Below are 19,807 nucleotides of genomic sequence, written 5' to 3'. Positions count from 1 at the left end.
GCTGCGCGCCTTCCCGCCAAGCGGGAGCGAGCTTGCTTGGGGGCGGCCCGGCGCGGCGCTCATGCCTTGCCCCCCGTGATCATGTTGCCCAGGTAGGCCGTGCGCACGCGCGCATCGGAACGAATGTCGCCCGGCAGCCCCTCGGCCAGCACGCGGCCCAGCTGCATCACCGTCACTGTGTCGGAAATGTCCATCACGATGTTCATGTTGTGCTCGATCAGCACCACGGTGTGGGCGTCGCGCAGGCCGCGGATCAGCCGCTTCATGTCGTCGAGGTCGTCGATGCCCATGCCCGAAGTCGGCTCGTCCAGGAAGATGGCCTTGGGCCTGGCGGCCAGCGCCATGCCCACTTCGAGGCGGCGCTGCTGGCCGTGCGACAGCTCGCTGGCGGGCACGTCGGCCAGCCGCTGCAGGCCCACGCGTTCCAGCACCTCGGCCACGGTTTCCGCGCAGGCGCGTTCGCCGACCGGCGCGCGCCAGCAGTTCATGGCCTGGCGCGGCGCGATGCCCTGCGCCGCCACGCGCAGGTTCTCGCGCACCGAAAGGCTCGCGAACAGGCTGGTCACCTGGAACGAGCGCGCCATGCCGCGCTGCACGCGCTTGTGGTCGGGCTCGTGCGTCACGTCGTGGCCGTCGAACAAGATGCGGCCGCCCGTGGTGGTGCCGGTGCCCGTGAGCATGTGGAACAGCGTGGTCTTGCCCGCGCCGTTCGGGCCGATCACCGAATGCACGGTGTTGCGCTTGATCTTCAGGTCGACCCCGCCGAGCGCGGCGAACTTGCCGTAGTGCTTGGTGACGCCGATGGCTTCGATGAGGATATCGCTCATGCCTGTTCTCCTTGCACGGCCGGCGCCTTGGTCGCGGCCGGCACCTTGCGGAACACGCGCCGCCATGCGCTTTCACCCAGGCCCCAGAGACCGCGCTGCATGCCGATGCTCACCGCAATCAGCATCAGCCCCAGCAACAGCAGCCACCGCGGCCACAACGTGGAGAGCCAGTCGGCCAGCAGCACATAGAAGGCCGAGCCCAGCACCGAGGCAAACAGGTTGCCGGTGCCGCCGATCACCGTGATGACCAGAATCATCTCGCTCGTGTGGTATTCGGCATTCGACAGCGGCGCGATGCCGGTCATCATGGCGTGCAGCCCGCCCGCGAGGCCCGTGACGGCACCCGAGATCACGAAGGCCAGCAGCTTGAAGCGCTTGAGGTCGTAGCCCACCGCGGCGGCGCGGTCCTCGTTGTCGCGGATCGCCAGCAGCGTGCGGCCGAACACCGAATCGGTCACGCGCAGCAGCAGGCCGAACGCGATGAGGAACATCACGGCCACGAAGGCGTAGTACTTCCAGGGCGTGTCCATGAAGGCGGGGCGCGGCACATCGAGCAGCCCGTTGTCGCCACCCGTGAGCCCTGAAGCCGTGTACGCCACAAAGTAGAACATCTGCGCGAAGGCCAACGTGAGCATCACGAAGTAGGTGCCGCGCTGGCGAATGGCGACCCAGCCGACCACCGCCGCGCCCAATGCACCCATGGCAATGGCCGCAAGCAAGGCAAGCGGCATCGGCAGCGAAAGCCGCGTGAGCAGGATCGCGATGGTGTAGCTGCCCAGCCCGAAGAAGATGCCCTGCCCGAACGAGAGCAGCCCCGTGTAGCCCAGCAGCAGGTTGCAGCCCAGGGCCGCCAGCGCATAGATCAGCACCTCGCTCGCGAGCGAGCCCGAGCGCAGCACCAGCGGCAGGACCAGCGCAACGACGAGCGCCAGGAGAAAAGTGATTTTTTTGGGCATGGCGATGTTCATCCTCTGCGGCCGAGCAGGCCATGCGGGCGCAGCAGCAGCACCGCCCCCATCGCCACGTAGATCATCAGGCTCGCGCCCGGCGGCCAGATGGTGCTCATGAGGCTCTGCACGATGCCGATCAACAGGCCGCCGACCAGCGCGCCGCCGAAGCTGCCGAGTCCGCCGATCACCACCACCACGAAAGCCACGCTGAGCGCCTCCACGCCCATGAAGGGCTCCGCGCCCCGGATCGGCGCGGCCAGCACGCCGGCCAGTGCCGCGGTGGCCGCACCCAGCGCGAACACCAGGCTGAACACGCGGAACACATTGATGCCGAGCAGCGACACCATCTCGGTCGACTCGCTGCCCGCGCGCACCGCGCTGCCCAGGCGCGTGCCTTCGAGCACCCACCACAGCAGCACCGCGAGCACGGCGGTGAAGCCGATCACGAACAGCCGGTACTTGGGATAGATGAAGCTGCCCCACATCACCACGCCCTGCAGCAGATCGGGCGTCGCCACGCTGTTGCCCAGCGGCCCCCAGAACACGATGACGATCTCCTGCACCGCCAGCGCAAGCCCCACGGTCACGAGAATGTGGAACTCGTGCGCCTTGGCATAGACGCGGCGCAGCAGCAGCTTCTCGGCCAGCCAGCCGAGCGCACCCACGAACAAGGGCACCAGCACCAGCGCGGCCCAGAAGTCGAGCCCCCATTGCATGGCCTGGAAGCACAGGTACGCGCCCAGCAGGTAGAAGGCCCCGTGCGCAAAATTCACGAAGCGCAGCAGGCCGAACACGATGGACAAGCCAACGGCCAGCAGGAAATACAGCATGCCAATGCCGATTCCGTTGATGGTCTGGAGCAGGTAGACGGTCATGGGCGCGTCGGTGTCCTCTTGCGGCCTCAGGCCAGCTTGCAGCCGGTCTTGTCTACGGCAAGGAAGGACTTGCCCGAACTCACCACGTCCACATAGTCGGCCGGGTTCTTCATCTTCGACTTGGCCTTGCCCTTGAGCAGGTAGTAGTCCTTGATGACCTGGTGGTCAGCCTTGCGGATTTCTTCCGTGCCGGTGAGCCCCTCGTACTTCATGCCTTCGAGCGCCGCGATCACGGCCTTCTGGTCCACGGTGCCCGCCTTGACGATGCCGTCGATCAGGATCTTGGTGCAGACATACGAGCCCGCGAGGCTGTAGTTGGGCACGATCTTGAGCTTGTCGGCCGTGAGCTTCACCAGGTCCTTGTTGAGGCTGGTGTCGGCCGTGTGCCAGTACTGCGCGCCAAAGTAGACGCCGTCGCACAGGTCGGCGCCGAGTTCGTCGAACTGTTCCAGGCCGGAAGCCCAGGCCATGAGGATCGTCATGTTCTTGTGCATGCCGAAGCTCACCGCCTGGCGCAGCGCGGCCGACGACTGCGCGCCGAAGTTCAGCAGCAGCAGCACGTCGGGCTTGGCTGCCATGGCGTTGGTCAGGTAGCCGCTGAACTCCTTCTCGTTGAGCGAGTGGTAGCTGTTGCCCACGTGCTCGATGCCCTTCTCCTGGAAGATGTTCTTGGCCGCGCCCAGCAGGCCTTCGCCGAACACGTACTGCGGTGTGATGGTGTACCAGCGCTTGGCCTTCGGCATCGAAGCGATCAGCGGGCGCACCGTCTGCTCGATGGCGCCGAAGGTGGGCACCGACCAGCGGAAAGTGGCGGGGTTGCAGTCCTTGCCCGTGATCTCGTCGGCACCCGCGGTGGTGATGAAGATGCCGCCGGCCTTCTCGGCCTCCTTGCCCATGGCCAGCGCCTCCGACGACAGGATGCCGCCCGCGAAGAACTTGGCGCCCTGCTGCTGCGAGGCTTCCTGCACCTTGCGCACCGCGGTGGCCGGCTTGCCTTCGGTGTCGAGCACCGTGTAGGCCAGCGGGCGCTTGAGCACGCTGCCGTACTGCTCGATGGCCAGCTTCATGCCCAGGTCGGCGAACTTGCCGTTGGCCGCGAAGGCGCCCGACATCGGCACCGGGCAGCCGAAGCGGATCGCATCGGCCGATTGGGCAAAAGCCGTGCGGCCGGCCAGCAGGGAAGCGGGAGCGGCCGACAGGGCGGCGAGCTGAAGAAGGTGTCTGCGTTGCATGGAATTCTCCGGACGTGGGTGGGAGGTAAGAGAAAGGTGCTGCCTGAAGTCGGCATCGAATTTAAGCGGATAAATATGATTAATATGCTGGTAAAAACCCGCTAGCAATGCCCGTGCCAAAATCCGGGAAGGCCCGGGCCCGATACCTGCTCCAGCGCCCTCACATCACCCGAAACGACCCTTTACGCATGAAATCGACGCAGGACGCCATGACCTTCGGGCACACCCGCGCCAAGCGGCAGAAGCTCTCCGACGTCATCGTCGAGGACGTCAAGCGCTGGATCGTTGCCGAGCGCAAGCAGCCCGGCGACCGGCTGCCGAACGAGAAGGAGCTGATCGAGCTCTTCGGCTATTCGAAGAGCACGGTACGCGAGGCGTTGAAGGCGCTGGAGGTGCGCGGGCTGGTCTCCATTCGCACCGGGCCGGGCGGCGGCGCCTACCTGCAGCAGGTGTCGGTCGACCATGCGTCGGAGCCGCTGCGCAACTTCCTGCACTTCCATCACCTGGACGGGCACCACATCTACCAGCTGCGCAAGGTGCTGGAGCCCGAACTGGCCGTGAGCGTGGTGGGCAAGCTCACGCCCGAGCAGTTCGAACGGCTCGAAGCCAACGTGCGCCTTTGCACGCTGGAGCCCACCAACGAGGACGAGCTGCGCACGCAACGCGAGGCCGAGCTCGCGTTTCACACCATGCTGGCCGAGGCCTGCCCCAATCCGGTGCTGTCCTTCATGTGCCGCTTCTTGAACGACTTGCTGCGCGACCTCGTGGTCTACAAGAAGGCGCTGGACCACCACCACTTCGGCGAGGCCAATGTCGACTATCACACGCAGCTGCTGGCGGCCTATCGCAAGGATGATGCAGAGGAAGTGCGCCGGCTGATGGCCGAGCACATGGTCGATGCCGAGGCGCACATGCATGAGATGGAGGCGCACATCGGGGCGAAGCATCTGTTGCTGCCTAGCGGGCAGCGTTGATTTTTCGGCGCTGCTGTTTCGGGGCGCTGTTGTTCGGGGCGCGTGCACAGGCCACCGGGTACTCCCCTCCGCGAATGTCCCCCGGCCTGCGGCCTCCTCCTTGATTTCGCTGCGGGGAGGAGCCGAAGGCGGGGGACATTCGCGGAGCAAGGTACCCCATCGGCGGGAGCGCGCCCTGAAAAAATCAGCAGTGCGCTTTCTCCAGGCACTCCTGAAACGCCAGCACAGCCCGTGACGGCTTGGGCGACCGCCGCAGCAAACTCACGAACCGGCACGCGTAGTTGAACCGCGCCGGCAGCACTGGCTTCATGAGCCCGCGCTGCTCGAACACCTGCGCGTAGTGGTCGGGCAGGAAACCGAGAAAGCGCCCCGAAAGAATCAGTGTGGCAATCGCCTCCTGGTCGAAGCCTGTCGCCTTGCGCGAGAGCTTCGCGCGATGACTCAACTCCATATTTGGCGAGTGATAGCCCAGGCCCGCAAAGTGATGCTCGCGCAGCTTGGCCCATGTGAGCTTTGCGTTGTTGCTCTCGAACAGCGGATGCCCCTTGCCGCAGTAAAGCAGCATCGTCTCGTCGAACAGGTCGGCGTACACCAGGCTCTTCGAGGCGCGGTGCGCCGGGATGATGCCGATCTGGAAATTGCCTTCGAGCACGCCCTGCTCGATGGCGTTGATCGAGCCTACATGCACCGCCAGGTTCACCTCTGGCGCCAGTTCGGTGAAGCGCGCGATGGCATCGCCGATGCGCGCCTTCGGATTGGTGGCCGTCTTGTCGAACAACGCCACGTCGAGCTGGCCGCCCATGCGGTTGTGGATGTCGTCGATGCTGCCGCGAAAGGCATCGACCGAGGCCAGCAGGCGCAGCGTCTCGTCGTACACGCGCTGGCCCTCGGCCGTGAGCGCGAAACCCGCGCGGCCGCGCCGGCACAGCACCAGGCCGAGCCGAGTTTCCAGGTCTTTCACATGCCGGCTCACGGTGGAGGTGCCGATGTTCAACTCCAGCTCGGCCGCCGCCATGCCGCCGCAGTCGACCACGCTCTTGAACACCTTGAGCAGGCGCAGGTCCATGTCGCTGAGCTGCCCCAAGACGGCGCGGTTGCGGGCACTGTTTTGGGCTTTCGCCTTTACTTGCATAAAGTGTCAAGTGAACATTGATATTGCGCCATTCTCCACACTGAAGGCTCTGCCAACAATCGGCACACCTCATCACCCTTTCCGGAGCCCGCTTGCGCGGGAAGCGCCATGACCCTTGCAACGCCCGCCATCGAACCGACGCCCGCCCTGCGCACCGACGCCGCCTGGCTCGACGCGCACTGGATGCCCTACACCGGCAACCGCAACTTCAAGGCCGATCCGCGCATGATCGTGGAGGCCAGGGGCGCCTACTTCACCGATGGCGACGGCCGCAAGATCTTCGACGGCCTCTCGGGCCTGTGGTGCTCGGGCCTCGGCCACGGCCGCCCCGAGATCACTGAAGCGGTGAGCCGCCAGATCGCCAAGCTCGACTACTCGCCCGCCTTCCAGTTCGGCCACCCGCTCTCGTTCGAGCTGGCCAACAGGATCAAGGAGCTCACGCCCGCGGGGCTGGACTACGTGTTCTTCACCGGCTCGGGCTCCGAAGCCGCCGACACCTCGCTCAAGATGGCGCGCGCCTACTGGCGCACCAAGGGCCTCGCCAGCAAGACGCGCCTGATCGGCCGCGAGAAGGGCTACCACGGCGTCAACTTCGGCGGCATCTCGGTGGGCGGCATCGCAGCCAACCGCAAGCTGTTCGGCCAGGCCGTGGAAGCGGACCACCTGCCGCACACGCAGATTGCGGCCAACGCCTTCACGCGCGGCATGTCCGAGAACGGCGCCGAGCTGGCCGACCGCCTGCTCGACCTGATCGCGCTGCACGACGCCTCGAACATCGCGGCCGTGATCGTGGAGCCCTTCGCGGGCTCGGCCGGCGTGGTGATCCCGCCCAAGGGCTACCTGAAGCGCCTGCGCGACATCTGCACCGCCAACAACATCCTGCTGATCTTCGACGAGGTCATCACCGGCTTCGGCCGCTGCGGCGCGCTCACGGGCGCCGATGCCTTCGGCGTGACGCCCGACATCATGAACATCGCCAAGCAGGTGACCAACGGCGCGCAGCCGCTGGGCGCGGTGATCGCCAGCAAGGAGATCTACGACACCTTCATGGCGGCCGGCGGTCCCGACTACATGCTCGAATTCCCGCACGGCTACACCTACGGCGCGCACCCGGTGGCATGCGCCGCCGGCATCGCGGCGCTCGACGTGCTGCAGAAGGAAGACATGATCGGCCGCGTGCAGGCGCTCGCGCCGCACTTCGAGAACGCGGTGCACAGCCTCAAGGGCAGCAAGCACGTGACGGACATCCGCAACTACGGCCTGGCCGCGGGCCTGACGATTGCCGCGCTGCCGGGCGAGCCGGCGCGCCGCCCGTACGAGATCGCGATGAACTGCTGGAAGAAGGGCTTCTACGTGCGCTACGGCGGCGACACGATCCAGCTCGCGCCGCCGTTCATTTCCGAGAAGGCGGAGATCGACCGCCTCGTCAACGCGCTGGGCGACGCGCTCGCAGAGACGGCCTGACGCACGGCGGGCGGGCAATGGACGGCTCTGCATAATGAGCCGGCCTCCAATTCCCCGTAAGCCCTCGTGCAACAGATCGACCTTTCCTACGCGATCCGGCCCCGCCGCAATGGATCGCGGCAGATCCGCAATCCGCTGATGCAGATCCTGCAGGCGGTGCGCGAGCACGGCTCCATCTCGGCCGCGGCGCGCGCGCTCGACCTGTCCTACCGCCACGTGTGGGGCGAGCTCAGGCACTGGGAGCAGGCGCTCGGCCATCCGCTGATACAGGGCGAGCAGGGCCAGCGCGCGCAGCTTTCCGAATTCGGCGACAAGCTGCTGTGGGCCGAGCGCCAGGCCCAGGCCCGGCTCGCGCCGCAGATCGAGGCGCTGCATGCCGAACTGGAGCGCGCCTTCGCCCTCGCCTTCGACGACCGCACCCATGTGCTGAGCCTGCAGGCGAGCCACGACGACGCGCTCGCGCTGCTGCGCACGCATGCGGCGGGCACCGCGCAGCTGCACCTGGACATCCACTTCACCGGCAGCGTCGATGCGATCCGCGCGCTCAACCAGGGCCGCTGCGTGATGGCGGGCTTCCACACGCTCGAGCATCCGCCGCGCGGATCGCTGGCGCAGCGCACCTACCAGCCGCTGCTCAAGCCCGGGCAGCACAAGCTGATCGGATTCGCGCGGCGCACGCAGGGCCTGCTCGTGGCGCCGGGCAATCCGCTCAACCTGCGCTCGCTGGCCGACGCGGCGCGGCTGCGCGCGCGCTACGTCAACCGGGCGATCGGCACCGGCACGCGCCTGCTGCTGGACGAACTGCTGGCAGAGGCCGGTCTCGACGCCGCCGCGCTCGCAGGCTATGAGCGCTGCGAAACCTCGCATGCCGCGGTCGCGCATGCCGTGGCGTCCGGGCAGGCCGATGCGGGACTCGGGCTCGAATCGGCCGCGCACGCCGAAGGGCTCGACTTCGTGCCGCTGGTGCGAGAGCGCTACCACCTGGCCTGCCTCAAGTCGGCGCTCGAACAGCCCGCGATGCAGGCGCTGGTGGCGGTGCTGCAGAGCGCAAGCTGGCAGCACCTGCTGGAGACGCTGCCCGGCTACGAAGCCGCGGACAGCGGCGAAGTGCAGTCGCTGCGCGCGCTGCTGCCCTGGTGGACCTTCGCGCGCGAGAAGAAGGCTCACCACGGGCCTTGAAGAGGCGGTCCGTGCACATGGGTTAAGGTTGTGCCCATGACAGCTGCGGTGCACAGCGACATTCCCGCCCGTCTCGATCGCCTGCCCTGGTCGCGTTGGCACTGGCGCGTGGTGATCGCGCTCGGCGTGGCCTGGGTGCTCGACGGCCTCGAGGTAACGCTGGTCGGCTCGATCGGCGCCGTGCTCGAGCGGCCCGACACGCTGGGGCTCAGCGCCGGCGAGATCGGTTGGTCGGGCTCGATCTACATCGCGGGCGCGGTGATCGGCGCCCTGCTCTTCGGACGCCTGACCGACCGGCTCGGGCGCAAGAAGCTGTTCCTGGTCACGCTGGTGGTCTACACGCTGGGCACGCTGGCCACCGCGTTCTCGCCGAACTTCGCCTTCTTTGCGCTGTGCCGCTTCATCACGGGCCTGGGCATCGGCGGCGAATACGCGGCCATCAACTCGGCCATCGACGAGCTCATCCCGGCGCGCGTGCGCGGCCGCGTCAACCTCGCGATCAACGGCAGCTTCTGGATCGGCGCGGCGCTGGGGGCCGGGCTCAGCCTGGTGCTGCTCGATCCGCGCGTGATCGGCCCGGTGTGGGGCTGGCGCGTGGGTTTCGCACTGGGCGCGGTGCTGGCGGTGGCCATCCTGCTGGTGCGGCGCGACGTGCCCGAAAGCCCGCGCTGGCTGATGTCGCGTGGCCGCGCCGACGAGGCGCTGCGCATCGTCGAGACCATCGAGGCCGAGGTTCGCGCACAGCACGGCCCGCTCGCGCTGGCGGAAGGCCGCGTGGCCTACGGCGGCGGGCACCACCGCAGTCCGTCGATGCGCGAGGTGGCGCACGTGCTTTTGCGCCGCTACCGCGAGCGCAGCGTGGTAGCGGTGGCGCTGATGGTTTCGCAGGCCTTTTTCTACAACGCGATCTTCTTCACCTATGCGTTGGTGCTCACGCGCTTCTACGGCGTGGCCGAGGACAACGTGGCGCTCTACATCTTTCCGTTCGCGCTCGGCAACGTGCTCGGTCCGCTGCTGCTGGGCCCGCTGTTCGACAGCGTGGGCCGGCGCAAGATGATTGCACTGACCTACGTGCTCGCGGGCGTCGGGCTCGCGCTTACCGGCTGGGCCTTCATGATGGGCTGGCTCGACGCGCGCAGCCAGGCGCTGTGCTGGTCGGCGGTGTTCTTCCTGGCCTCGGCCGCGGCGAGCTCGGCCTACCTCACGGTCAGCGAAGTGTTCCCGCTCGAGATGCGGGCGATGGCCATCGCGATCTTCTATGCCATCGGCATGGGCGCGGGCGGCTTCGTGGCGCCGGTGCTGTTCGGCGTACTGATCGAGACCGGCAGCCGCGGCACGGTGATGGTGGGCTACGCAATCGGCGCCACGCTGGTCATCGTCGCGGGGCTGCTGGCGCTGCGCTATGCGGCCGATGCGGAGTGCAAGCCGCTGGAGGAAGTGGCGCCGCCGCTGTCGTCGGACATCGGGAGCACTGGCATCGGCGATTAGGCAGGCCCCCTCGCAGGCTCAAAGTGCACAGGTCCTGAAACCGAAGAAGGCGTCGTCGCGGCCGGGCAGCGCAAAGCTCCGGCGGCGCGGCGACCGCAGGCGCGAGCGGGTCGCGAACGAAGCGCCGCGCAGCACGCGCGCCTCGCCGAATGCGGGCACGGGATCGAACTCGCTGCCCGCGCTCCAGGGATCGGCGCGAAAGCCCGGCCAGGGCCGCAGCGTGCCCGCGGTCCACTCGTGCACGTCGGCCCAGCGGAATCCGCGCCGCGCCGCCGTGTGCGCCGCAATTTCCCATTCGACCTCGGTCGCGATGCGCCGGCCGGCCCAGCGCGCCCAGGCATCGGCCTCCCACCAACTCAGGTGCACCGCGCTGTGGTGGCCGGCCGCACGCACGGTGGCACCAAAACGGTGCTGCAGCACCGAGCCGCCAGTGCCGTTGCGCGCAACGCCGATCTGCTCGATATGGCGCGGCCCGCGGCGCCCTTCGATCTGCGAGGCCAGCCAGCACCAGCCTTGCGGATGCCAGAGCTCCTCGCGGTCGTAGCCGCCCTCGTCGACGAATTCGATGAATTGGCTCCAGGTCACGGGCTGGGCGTCGATCTCGAACTCGGGCACCTCGACGCGGTGCGCGCCCTGCTCCTGCGCAAAGGCGAATCCGCAGCCCTCGGGCAGGCCGAGCTCCCATTGCGTGGCCGGCAGCAGCAGCGGCTCGCGCGTGACGGCCGTGGGCATCGGCTCGATGCCCAAAGGCAGCCCCAGCGTCTGCGCCATCACGATGAACTGCTCGCCGCGCAGGTCTTCATGGAAGAGCGCGAGGCGGTAGAAGTACAGCCCCGGATCGGTCTCCGCCGCATGCTCGAGCAGTTCGAGCGTGCTCTCCAGCGTTTCGAGCAGGTAGGCCTTGGTCTGGCCGAGATCCGGCAGGTCGGGTGACCAGCGCTGCGCGGGCGACGACTGGGCCGGGTTCCACCAGTCGTCGGCCGCGGGCTCGATGGCGGCCAGCCGGGTCGGACGCACCGGGCAATCGGCGCCGAAGGCACGCTGGGTGTTGCGCCCTATCCACCATTCGGCGAACCAGCCGATGTGTCCGGCCAGCCAGACCGGCGGCACCACGCCCGCATCGCCCGTGCGCTCCACCGCGAGTGCGGGCGAGCCCAGCGCCTCTTCGTAGAGCGAGAGCAGATGAAGCGTGTGGTTGCGCGCATCGATCAGGGCCAGCGAGAGCAGCTCGCGGCCGGCGCGCTGCATGTCGGGCGAATCGATGGAGTGCGGCAAGCCCGCGGGCAACAGGGGCGGCGACGACGGCGGCATGTTTCATTATCGCGAGCCGCCGCACCATCGCGGCGCATTGCGCCCGCGCCTACGGGAATACACCGCCCGGCCTGGTCCGAAAACGGCTTCCGGCGCCGATAAAATCGCGCGTCCGCCGAAAGCCCCCGGACCGCCGCTCGCCGGCGGCGCCCGGCCCGCTTTTGCATCCAAGCATCCATTTCCTCTCTGGAGAAGAGCATGAATTTCCTGCTCAGATTTTCGCGCGCGGTCGATTGGCTCAATGGCCAGATCGGCAAGTACGTGATCTGGCTCATCCTTGCGTCCACCGTGATCAGCGGCGTCAATGCCGTGGTCCGAAAGGCCTTCAACATCAGTTCCAACGCCTTTCTCGAGGTGCAGTGGTACCTGTTCGCCGCGTCCTTCCTGATTGCCGCGGGCTACACCCTGCTGAACCAGGAACACGTGAAGGTCGACGTGCTTGTCGGCCGCCTGTCCAAGCGCGGACAGATCTGGGTCGACATCGTCGGCTTCGTCTTTTTTCTCACGCCGTTCTGCTTTGCCATCCTCTGGTATGGCATTCCGTTCTTCCTGCAGGGCTACCGCTCGGGCGAAATGTCGAACAACGCCGGGGGCCTGCTGCGCTGGCCGGTCTACGCGATGATCCCGCTGGGCTTCTCGCTGCTGATGCTGCAGGGGTGGTCCGAACTGATCAAGCGCATCGCCTTCCTCCAGGGCCGGATCGAAGATCCGACCTCGAAGCGGGGAGAAAAGACGGCTGAAGAAGAGCTCGCCGAGTCGATCCGCCGGCTGGCCGAAGCCCAAACCAAATCCAGCTGAACCGGAACATCATGGAATTCATTGTCCAGAACTTCGCCCCGCTGATGTTTGCGGGCCTGATCTGCTTTCTGCTGGTCGGTTTCCCCGTTGCCTTCAGCCTCGGCGCCTGCGGGCTGTTCTTCGGCTTCGTCGGCATCGAGCTCGGGCTGTTGCCCGAAGCCCTGCTGCAGGCCATGCCGCTGCGGCTGTTCGGCATCATGCAGAACGACACGCTGCTGGCGATTCCGTTCTTCACGCTCATGGGGCTGATCCTCGAGCGCAGCGGCATGGCCGAAGACCTGCTCGAGACCATCGGACAGCTGTTCGGCCCGATCCGCGGCGGCCTGGCGCTGGCCGTGGTGTTCGTGGGTGCGCTGCTCGCGGCCACCACGGGCGTGGTGGCCGCCTCGGTGATCTCGATGGGCCTGATCTCGTTGCCGATCATGATGCGCTACGGCTACGACCGGCGCCTGGCAACGGGAGTGATCGCGGCCTCGGGCACGCTGGCGCAGATCATTCCGCCTTCGCTGGTGCTGATCATCCTGGCCGACCAGCTCGGCCGCAGCGTCGGCGACATGTACAAGGGCGCCTTCCTGCCCGGCTTCCTGCTGATGGGCATGTATGCGCTCTACGTGATCCTGCTCGCGCTGTTCAAGCCGTCGTGGGTGCCGGCCCTGCCGCCGGAAGCGCGCACGCTGCGCGAGGACAACGGCAAGAGCGGCGGCCCCTCGCTGCTGGTGCTCACGGCGGTCTGCGTGGTGGCCTCGGTATGGTTCGCCCGGCACATTGCCGACATCCACACCTGGTGGAAGGGCGAAGAAGTCACGAGCGTGGCCACCGACGAGACCATCGTGGTGTCGATGTGCGCCGGCGTGCTGCTGGCGCTGGTCATCGCCGTCATCAACCGCGTCACGCGCCTGGGCCTGCTCTCGCGCATGGCGGAGCGCGTGACCTTTGTGCTCATTCCCCCGCTGCTGCTGATCTTCCTCGTGCTCGGCACCATCTTCCTGGGCGTTGCCACCCCGACCGAAGGCGGCGCGATGGGCGCGCTAGGCGCACTGATCATGGCCACGGTGCGCCGGCGCATGAGCATGTCGCTGCTCAAGCAGGCGCTCAACGTCACCACCAAGCTGTCGTGCTTCGTGGTGTTCATCCTGATCGGCGCGACGATCTTCGGCCTGGTGTTCCAGGGCGTGGACGGACCGCGCTGGGTGGAGCACCTGCTGGCCAAGGTGCCGGGCGGCCAGTTGGGCTTCCTGATCGTGGTGAACGTCATGGTGTTCTTCCTGGCGTTCTTCCTCGACTTCTTCGAGCTGTCGTTCATCGTGGTGCCGCTGCTGGCGCCGGTGGCCGACAAGCTGGGCATCGACCTGATCTGGTTCGGCGTGCTGCTGGCGGTGAACATGCAGACCTCGTTCATGCACCCGCCGTTCGGCTTTGCGCTGTTCTACCTGCGCAGCGTGGCGCCGACCAAGGCCTACAAGGACCGCGTCACGGGCCAGCAGATCGAGCCGGTCACCACCATGCAGATCTACTGGGGCGCCGTGCCGTTCCTGCTGATCCAGCTCACGATGGTCGGCCTGATCATTGCGTTCCCGGGCATCGTGTCGAGCGGGCTGGACGAGAAGGAGGTCTATGACCTCGACAAGGTCATGCGCGAGATGGAAGCCAACATGCCGGGCGCCACGCCCGAAGTGCCGGCGCCCGAAGTGCCGGCGCCCGATGCAGGTGGCGCGCCGGCGCCCGCGCCGGAAGCCGGAGCTTCGGCACCGGCGGCCCCTGCGGCACCGGCGGCCGAGGACGATCCGATGAAGGCCATGCTGGAATCGATGGAGCGGGACAAGAAGAAGTAGCCCGGCTCCGTGCCGCCAGGCCCGCGCACCGCGCGGGCCGCAGACGAAAAAAAAGCCCGCGCGATGCGGGCTTTTTCCTTTGCCGGGCCGAAGCCCAGTGGATCAGAGCTTCTGCTTGGACATGAAGTTGTCGAAGGCCGATTCGGCGAAGCGGAACCACAGCACCTGGTCGCGCTGGAAGGTGCGCAGGTCGGCGTAGATCTTCTTCCACTCGGGGCTCTTGGCACCGTTCTCCTCGAACACTTCCATCGAGGCCTTGAAGGAGGCGTCGAGCACGGCCTGCGAGAAAGGCAGCACCTTGGTCTTGGACGCCACCAGCTGCTTCAGCGCGGTGGGGTTCAGCGCGTCGTACTTGGCGAGCATGTCGGACGAAGCCACGGCCGCGGCGGCTTCCACGATGGCCTTGTTCTCGGCCGAGAGTCCGTCGAACGCCTTCTGGTTGATGAAGAAGTCCACTTCCGGACCGCCTTCCCACCAGCCGGGGTAGTAGTAGAACGGCGCCACCTTGTTGAAGCCGAGCTTCTGGTCGTCATAGGGGCCGACCCACTCGGCGGCATCCAGCGTGCCCTTTTCGAGCGACTGGTAGATCTCGCCGCCGGGAATGCTCTGGGGCACCGCGCCGAGCTTGGTCATGACGTCGCCGATGAGGCCGCCGCCCAGGCGCATCTTCATGCCCTTGAAATCGGCCGGCGACTTGATTTCCTTGCGGTACCAGCCCCCCATCTGGCAGCCCGTGTTGCCGCCGGCGAAGCTCAGCATGTTGTACTTGGCGTAGAACTCGTTCATGAGCTTGCGGCCATTGCCGTGCATCATCCACGCGTTCATCTGGCGCGAGTTCAGGCCGAACGGAATGGCCGAGCCCAGCGCGAACGCGGGGTTCTTGCCGTAGAAGTAGTAAGGCACGGTGTGGCACATCTCGACCGAGCCGTTCTGCACGCCGTCCACCACGCCGAAGGGGGGCATCAGCTCGCCGCCGGCATGAACCGAGATTTCGAACTTGCCGCCCGACATGGCCTTGACCGCCTTGGCGAAGACTTCCGCGCCGCCGTAGATGGTGTCGAGCGACTTGGGAAAGCTCGACGCCAGGCGCCAGCGGACGGCCGCCTGCGCATGAACTGCGGGCGCAATGCCGGCGGCCAGAACGCCAGCGATGCCGGCGTTTTTAATGAGGGAACGACGATCCATTGAATTCACTCCGAGTGCATTGGAAAAAACGAAACGCGGCTTGTGGCCGCGTCGAGGACTTCGATAAGTCTTGCTTATTGTAAAAACGCGCTTACACGCGGCCGGCCGGGGTTTACCCTGCGGCGGCGCCGAAGCGCTTGGTGATCGAGGCGGTAATGCCAGCCGCATCGAGCCCGATCGACGCGAGCAATTTGCCCGGATCGCCATGCTCGATGAAGCGGTCGGGCAGGCCCAATTGCAGCACCGGCTTTTGCACATTGGCCGCCTGCAGCGCCTCGAGCACCGCGCTGCCCGCGCCGCCCATGACGGCGCCCTCTTCGAGCGTGACGATGGCGTCATGCGTGCCCGCCACCTTCAGCAGCAGCTCGACGTCCAGCGGCTTGGCCCAGCGCATGTTGACCACCGTGGCATCGAGCGATTCGGCCGCCGTGAGCGCCGGATACAGCAGGGTGCCGAACGCGAGGATGGCGATGCGCTTGCCCTCGCGGCGCACTTCGCCCTTGCCGAACGGCAGCGCGTCGAGCGCGAGATGCGGCACCACGCCGGCACCGGCCCCGCGCGGATAGCGCACGGCCACCGGATGGTTCTGCTCGTAGGCGCTCGACAGCAGCTGGCGGCACTCGCGCTCGTCGGCCGGGCAGGCAATGCTCATGTTGGGAATGCAGCGCAGGAACGGAATGTCGTAGGCGCCCGCGTGCGTGGCGCCGTCGGCGCCCACGAGGCCGGCGCGGTCGAGTGCGAACACCACCGGCAGGTTCTGGATCGCGACGTCGTGGATCAGCTGGTCATAGGCGCGCTGCAGGAAGGTCGAGTAGATCGCCACCACCGGCTTCAGGCCCTCGCAGGCGAGGCCCGCCGCGAAGGTGACGGCATGCTGCTCGGCAATGCCGACGTCGTAGTAGCGGTCGGGAAAGCGCTGCTCGAACTCGACCAGCCCCGAGCCTTCGCGCATGGCCGGCGTGATGCCCACCAGCCGGCCGTCGTGCGCGGCCATGTCGCAGAGCCACTGGCCGAAGACCTGCGTGAAGGTCTGCTTGGCCACCGCGGTGGGCTTGACCAGCCCCACCTGCGGATCAAACTTGCCGGGCCCGTGGTAGGCCACCGGGTCGGCCTCGGCCAGCTTGTAGCCCTGCCCCTTCTTGGTGACCACGTGCAGGAACTGCGGGCCGTCCAGGTGCTTGAGGTTCTCGAGCGTGGGCACCAGCGAATCGAGGTCGTGGCCGTCGATGGGGCCGACGTAGTTGAAGCCGAACTGCTCGAACAGCGTGGCCGGCACCACCATGCCCTTGGCATGCTGCTCGAAGCGCTTGGCCAGCTCGAACAGCGGCGGCGCAGCACGCAGCACGCTCTTGCCGACGTTCTTGGCCGCGGCGTAGAAGTTGCCGCTCATCAGCTGCGCAAGGTAGCGGTTGAGCGCGCCCACGGGCGGGCTGATCGACATGTCGTTGTCGTTCAGGATCACCAGCAGCTTGCAGTCACAGACGCCGGCATTGTTGAGCGCCTCGAAGGCCATGCCGGCCGTGAGCGCGCCGTCGCCGATGATGGCCACGGAATGGCGGTCTTCGCCCTTCTGCTTGGCCGCCATCGCCATGCCGAGCGCGGCCGAGATGCTGGTCGACGAGTGCGCGGTGCCGAAGGTGTCGTATTCGCTTTCGCTCCTCTGCGGAAAGCCCGAGATGCCGCCGATCTGCCGCAGCGTGGGCATGCGCTCGCGCCGGCCCGTGAGGATCTTGTGCGGATAGGTCTGGTGGCCCACGTCCCACACCAGGCGGTCGTGCGGCGTGTTGAACACATGGTGCAGCGCGACCGTGAGCTCGACCGTGCCGAGGTTGGAGCTCAGGTGGCCGCCGGTGCGCGAAACGTTGTCGAGCACGCAGGCGCGCACCTCGGCCGCCAGCTGCCTGAGCTGGGCGCGGTCGAACTGGCGGATCGGCGATGGATCGTGAAGCGTGGGAAGCAGCGCAGCCATGGGATCGTCGTGGGTCTTCTTGTCCATCTGTGAGTTGTTCATCGGTCGCGGTCGACGACCATGTGGGCCAGCGCGCGCAAGGCCGCGGTGTCGGCAAGGCCGCTGCGGTCCAGCGCCGCGAGCGATTCGGCCAGCAGCTGCCCTGCCTGCGCACGCGCACCGTCCAGGCCCCACAGCGAAACATAGGTGGGCTTGTCGGCGGCCGCATCCTTGCCGGCCGTCTTGCCGAGGGTCTGCGAATCGGCCGTGACATCGAGGATGTCGTCGACCACCTGGAACGCCAGGCCGATGGCGGCGCCATAGTCGCGCAGGGCGGCCAGCGCATTGGATGCCACGGCGCCGGCGCAGGCCGCGCCCATCTCGACGCTGCCCTGCAGTAACGCGCCGGTCTTCAGGCGGTGCATTTCGCGCAGCTGCGCTTCGTTCAGCGCCAGGCCCACGCTGGCCAGGTCGATGGCCTGTCCGCCCGCCATGCCCTGGCTGCCCGCGGCGCGCGCGAGCAGCCGGCACAGCGTGGCCTGGATCGATGCGGGAATCTCGTCGCCGTCGGGTGTCAGCAGTTCGAAGGCCAGGGCCTGCAGGGCGTCGCCGGCCAGCAGCGCGTCGGCTTCGCCGAACTTCACGTGCACGGTGGGCTTGCCACGCCGCAGCACGTCGTTATCCATGCTCGGCAGGTCATCGTGCACCAGCGAATAGGCGTGGATCAGTTCGGTTGCGCAGGCCGCGCGCAACGCCGCGGCCGCATTGCCGCCGACCGCTTCGCTCGCGGCCAGCACCAGCAGCGGCCGCAACCGCTTGCCGCCGTCGAGCACGGCATAGCGCATGGCATCGCCGAGCAGCACCGGCGCATCGACGCCGACCCAGCGCGACAGCGCCGCCTCGACGCGCGCCAGGTGCGGGTCGCTCCAGCTGGCCAGGCGCGCGGCGTCCCAGTCGGCCACGTTAACCGCGCTCATTCGGCGGTCCAGGGCTTGAGGCTGCCCGCGTCGAGCACCTTGATCTGGTCTTCGACCGCCTGGAGCTTTTCGCGGCAGAAGGCAAGCAGCGCCGCGCCGCGCTGGTAGCTGCCAAGCAGCTGGTCGAGCGGCAATTGGCCCGACTCGAGTTCTGCAACCAATTGTTCCAACTCCTGGAGCCCGGCTTCGTAGCTGGCCGGCAACGGCCCCGTGTCGGGCGCGGCGGCCGGGCTGGACGTGGCGGAGGAAGGGACCTTGGGCATGCGAGCGAACGAGTGTGAAACCGCGCATTTTAGGACGGGGAAGCAAACGGCCGCCGGCATGCGGCGCGCCACGGGCACTGCGATGCCCCCTTGGGTACAATCCTGGCTTCCCATGCCGGCCAACCCGGCACAACTCTTCGGGCCGTCGCCTTCCAGACGGTGCCTTCCGTCTTTTCTTTTTTTCTCCCTGTGGGGAGCTTGGTCAGGTCCTCCATGTCTGATTTAAGTCTTCAACTGCAGCAGGCCACGAGCCAACTTCCAGTTTCCGCGTACTTCGACGAGTCGCTCTATGCGCGCGAGATGCAAACGCTGTTCGCGCAGGGCCCGCGCTATGTGGGCCACCGCCTGGCCGTGCCCGAGCCCGGCAACTTCCACACCCTGCCGCAGGAGCACCAGGGCCGCGCACTGGTGCACACGCCCAAGGGCGTGGAACTCATCTCCAACGTGTGCCGCCACCGCCAGGCACTCATTCTTCAAGGCCGCGGCCAGCTCGACAGCCAGGCCGGCGGCAACATCGTGTGCCCGCTGCACCGCTGGACCTATGCGGCAAGCGACGCGCGTACCACGGGCACGCTGATCGGCGCGCCGCACTTCCAGCAGGACCCCTGCCTCAACCTGCACAACTATCCGCTCACCGAATGGAACGGCCTGCTGTTCGAGCGCGGTCCCGATGGCGCAGGGCGCGACGTGGCGGCCGACATGGCCGAACTCGGCCCGCGTGCCGACCTCGACTTCACGGGCTACGCGCTCGACCGCGTCGAGCTGCACGAGTGCAACTACAACTGGAAGACCTTCATCGAGGTCTACCTCGAGGACTACCATGTCGGCCCGTTCCACCCGGGCCTGGGCAGCTTCGTCACCTGCGACGACCTGCGCTGGGAGTTCAACCGCAACTTCTCGGTGCAGACCGTGGGCGTGGCCAACCGGCTCGGCCGCGCGGGCAGCCCGATCTACCAGAAGTGGCAGGAGCAGCTGCTCAAGTACCGCGAGGGCAAGCCGCCCAAGTACGGCGCCATCTGGCTCACCTACTATCCGCACGTGATGATCGAGTGGTATCCGCATGTGCTCACGGTGTCGACGCTGCATCCGGTGAGCCCCACCAAGACGCTCAACATGGTGGAGTTCTTCTACCCCGAGGAAATCGTGGCCTTCGAGCGCGAATTCGTCGAGGCCCAGCAGGCCGCCTACATGGAAACCTGCGTGGAGGACGACGAGATCGCCGAGCGCATGGACGCCGGCCGCCGCGCGCTCATGCTGCGCGGCGACGACGAGAGCGGCCCCTACCAGAGCCCGATGGAAGACGGCATGCAGCAGTTCCACGAGTGGTACCGCAGCGCAATGCAGAACAACGCCTGAGCTGAAGAACACAGTG

The 19,807-nt window shown here is 67.1% G+C and carries 17 protein-coding genes; 7 read left to right on the top strand and 10 right to left on the bottom strand.

Annotation, left to right across the window (positions count from 1 at the left end):
- Window positions 1-59: 59 nt before the first annotated feature.
- The 4 genes from RZE77_RS07855 to RZE77_RS07840 are packed head-to-tail and all read right to left on the bottom strand — an operon-like array spanning window position 60 to window position 3,884.
- Window positions 60-827 (bottom strand): ABC transporter ATP-binding protein, encoded by a 768-nt coding sequence (locus RZE77_RS07855; RefSeq protein ID WP_319441373.1) that lies wholly within the window; start codon window positions 825-827, stop codon window positions 60-62.
- A complete protein-coding gene (locus RZE77_RS07850) occupies window positions 824-1,783 on the bottom strand; it encodes a branched-chain amino acid ABC transporter permease (RefSeq protein ID WP_319441372.1) in 960 nt (319 codons plus the stop codon). The genes RZE77_RS07855 and RZE77_RS07850 overlap by 4 nt, the downstream gene beginning before the upstream one ends.
- A gap of 8 nt (window positions 1,784-1,791) precedes the next feature.
- A complete protein-coding gene (locus RZE77_RS07845) occupies window positions 1,792-2,652 on the bottom strand; it encodes a branched-chain amino acid ABC transporter permease (RefSeq protein WP_012746725.1) in 861 nt (286 codons plus the stop codon).
- A 26-nt stretch (window positions 2,653-2,678) separates the two neighbouring features.
- A complete protein-coding gene (locus RZE77_RS07840) occupies window positions 2,679-3,884 on the bottom strand; it encodes an ABC transporter substrate-binding protein (RefSeq protein WP_319441371.1) in 1,206 nt (401 codons plus the stop codon).
- 188 nt (window positions 3,885-4,072) lie between these two features.
- Between RZE77_RS07840 and RZE77_RS07835 the strand changes: the two genes are divergently transcribed.
- Window positions 4,073-4,858, top strand: a complete 786-nt coding sequence (locus tag RZE77_RS07835; RefSeq protein WP_319441370.1) for a FadR/GntR family transcriptional regulator — start codon at window positions 4,073-4,075, stop codon at window positions 4,856-4,858.
- Window positions 4,859-5,042: 184 nt separating this feature from the next.
- On the opposite strand, the gene RZE77_RS07830 is transcribed toward RZE77_RS07835, so the two are convergent.
- A complete protein-coding gene (locus RZE77_RS07830) occupies window positions 5,043-5,990 on the bottom strand; it encodes a LysR family transcriptional regulator (RefSeq protein WP_319441369.1) in 948 nt (315 codons plus the stop codon).
- A gap of 108 nt (window positions 5,991-6,098) precedes the next feature.
- Here RZE77_RS07830 and RZE77_RS07825 point away from each other — a divergent pair, with 108 nt between their 5' ends.
- From RZE77_RS07825 to RZE77_RS07815, 3 genes are all read left to right on the top strand, one after another.
- Window positions 6,099-7,454, top strand: a complete 1,356-nt coding sequence (locus RZE77_RS07825; protein ID WP_062362485.1) for an omega-aminotransferase AptA — start codon at window positions 6,099-6,101, stop codon at window positions 7,452-7,454.
- Between the two features lie 66 nt (window positions 7,455-7,520).
- Window positions 7,521-8,633, top strand: coding sequence for a substrate-binding domain-containing protein (locus tag RZE77_RS07820; RefSeq protein WP_319441368.1), 1,113 nt, complete (start codon window positions 7,521-7,523; stop codon window positions 8,631-8,633).
- 36 nt (window positions 8,634-8,669) lie between these two features.
- On the top strand, window positions 8,670-10,121 hold the full coding sequence (locus RZE77_RS07815; protein ID WP_319441367.1) for an MFS transporter: 1,452 nt from the start codon (window positions 8,670-8,672) through the stop codon (window positions 10,119-10,121).
- A gap of 18 nt (window positions 10,122-10,139) precedes the next feature.
- On the opposite strand, the gene RZE77_RS07810 is transcribed toward RZE77_RS07815, so the two are convergent.
- Complete coding sequence (locus tag RZE77_RS07810) at window positions 10,140-11,432, bottom strand: SUMF1/EgtB/PvdO family nonheme iron enzyme (protein WP_319441366.1); 1,293 nt, start codon at window positions 11,430-11,432, stop codon at window positions 10,140-10,142.
- Window positions 11,433-11,630: 198 nt separating this feature from the next.
- Here RZE77_RS07810 and RZE77_RS07805 point away from each other — a divergent pair, with 198 nt between their 5' ends.
- Both RZE77_RS07805 and RZE77_RS07800 read left to right on the top strand, forming a co-directional pair.
- Window positions 11,631-12,230: a TRAP transporter small permease subunit gene (locus RZE77_RS07805; RefSeq protein ID WP_319441365.1), complete on the top strand. Its 600-nt coding sequence runs from the start codon at window positions 11,631-11,633 to the stop codon at window positions 12,228-12,230.
- Between the two features lie 11 nt (window positions 12,231-12,241).
- Window positions 12,242-14,062, top strand: coding sequence for a TRAP transporter large permease (locus tag RZE77_RS07800; protein ID WP_319441364.1), 1,821 nt, complete (start codon window positions 12,242-12,244; stop codon window positions 14,060-14,062).
- A gap of 102 nt (window positions 14,063-14,164) precedes the next feature.
- Here RZE77_RS07800 and RZE77_RS07795 read toward each other — a convergent pair whose 3' ends face one another.
- The 4 genes from RZE77_RS07795 to xseB form a co-directional block, all read right to left on the bottom strand.
- Entirely contained in the window at window positions 14,165-15,247 is a 1,083-nt protein-coding gene (locus RZE77_RS07795) for a TRAP transporter substrate-binding protein (RefSeq protein ID WP_319430814.1), read from the bottom strand.
- 112 nt (window positions 15,248-15,359) lie between these two features.
- Entirely contained in the window at window positions 15,360-17,216 is a 1,857-nt protein-coding gene (gene dxs, locus RZE77_RS07790) for a 1-deoxy-D-xylulose-5-phosphate synthase (protein ID WP_319442320.1), read from the bottom strand.
- A 38-nt stretch (window positions 17,217-17,254) separates the two neighbouring features.
- The gene (locus RZE77_RS07785; protein WP_319441363.1) at window positions 17,255-18,172 is read right to left on the bottom strand and encodes a polyprenyl synthetase family protein; all 918 of its coding nucleotides are present in this window, start codon (window positions 18,170-18,172) and stop codon (window positions 17,255-17,257) included.
- Window positions 18,169-18,435 carry an exodeoxyribonuclease VII small subunit gene (gene xseB / locus RZE77_RS07780; RefSeq protein WP_319441362.1) on the bottom strand — a complete coding sequence of 89 codons (267 nt, stop codon included), beginning with the start codon at window positions 18,433-18,435 and terminating at the stop codon, window positions 18,169-18,171. Before xseB ends, RZE77_RS07785 begins: the two co-directional genes overlap by 4 nt.
- Before the next feature lie 213 nt (window positions 18,436-18,648).
- Here xseB and RZE77_RS07775 point away from each other — a divergent pair, with 213 nt between their 5' ends.
- Window positions 18,649-19,791: an aromatic ring-hydroxylating oxygenase subunit alpha gene (locus RZE77_RS07775; RefSeq protein WP_145741716.1), complete on the top strand. Its 1,143-nt coding sequence runs from the start codon at window positions 18,649-18,651 to the stop codon at window positions 19,789-19,791.
- Window positions 19,792-19,807: the final 16 nt, after the last annotated feature.

The sequence above is a fragment of the Variovorax sp. SPNA7 genome (genome assembly GCF_033807855.1).
In the GTDB taxonomy this organism is placed as follows: domain Bacteria; phylum Pseudomonadota; class Gammaproteobacteria; order Burkholderiales; family Burkholderiaceae_C; genus Variovorax; species Variovorax beijingensis.
The sequence above is the reverse complement of the archived record's forward strand: the minus strand, read 5'-3'. Positions and strand labels throughout refer to the sequence as shown.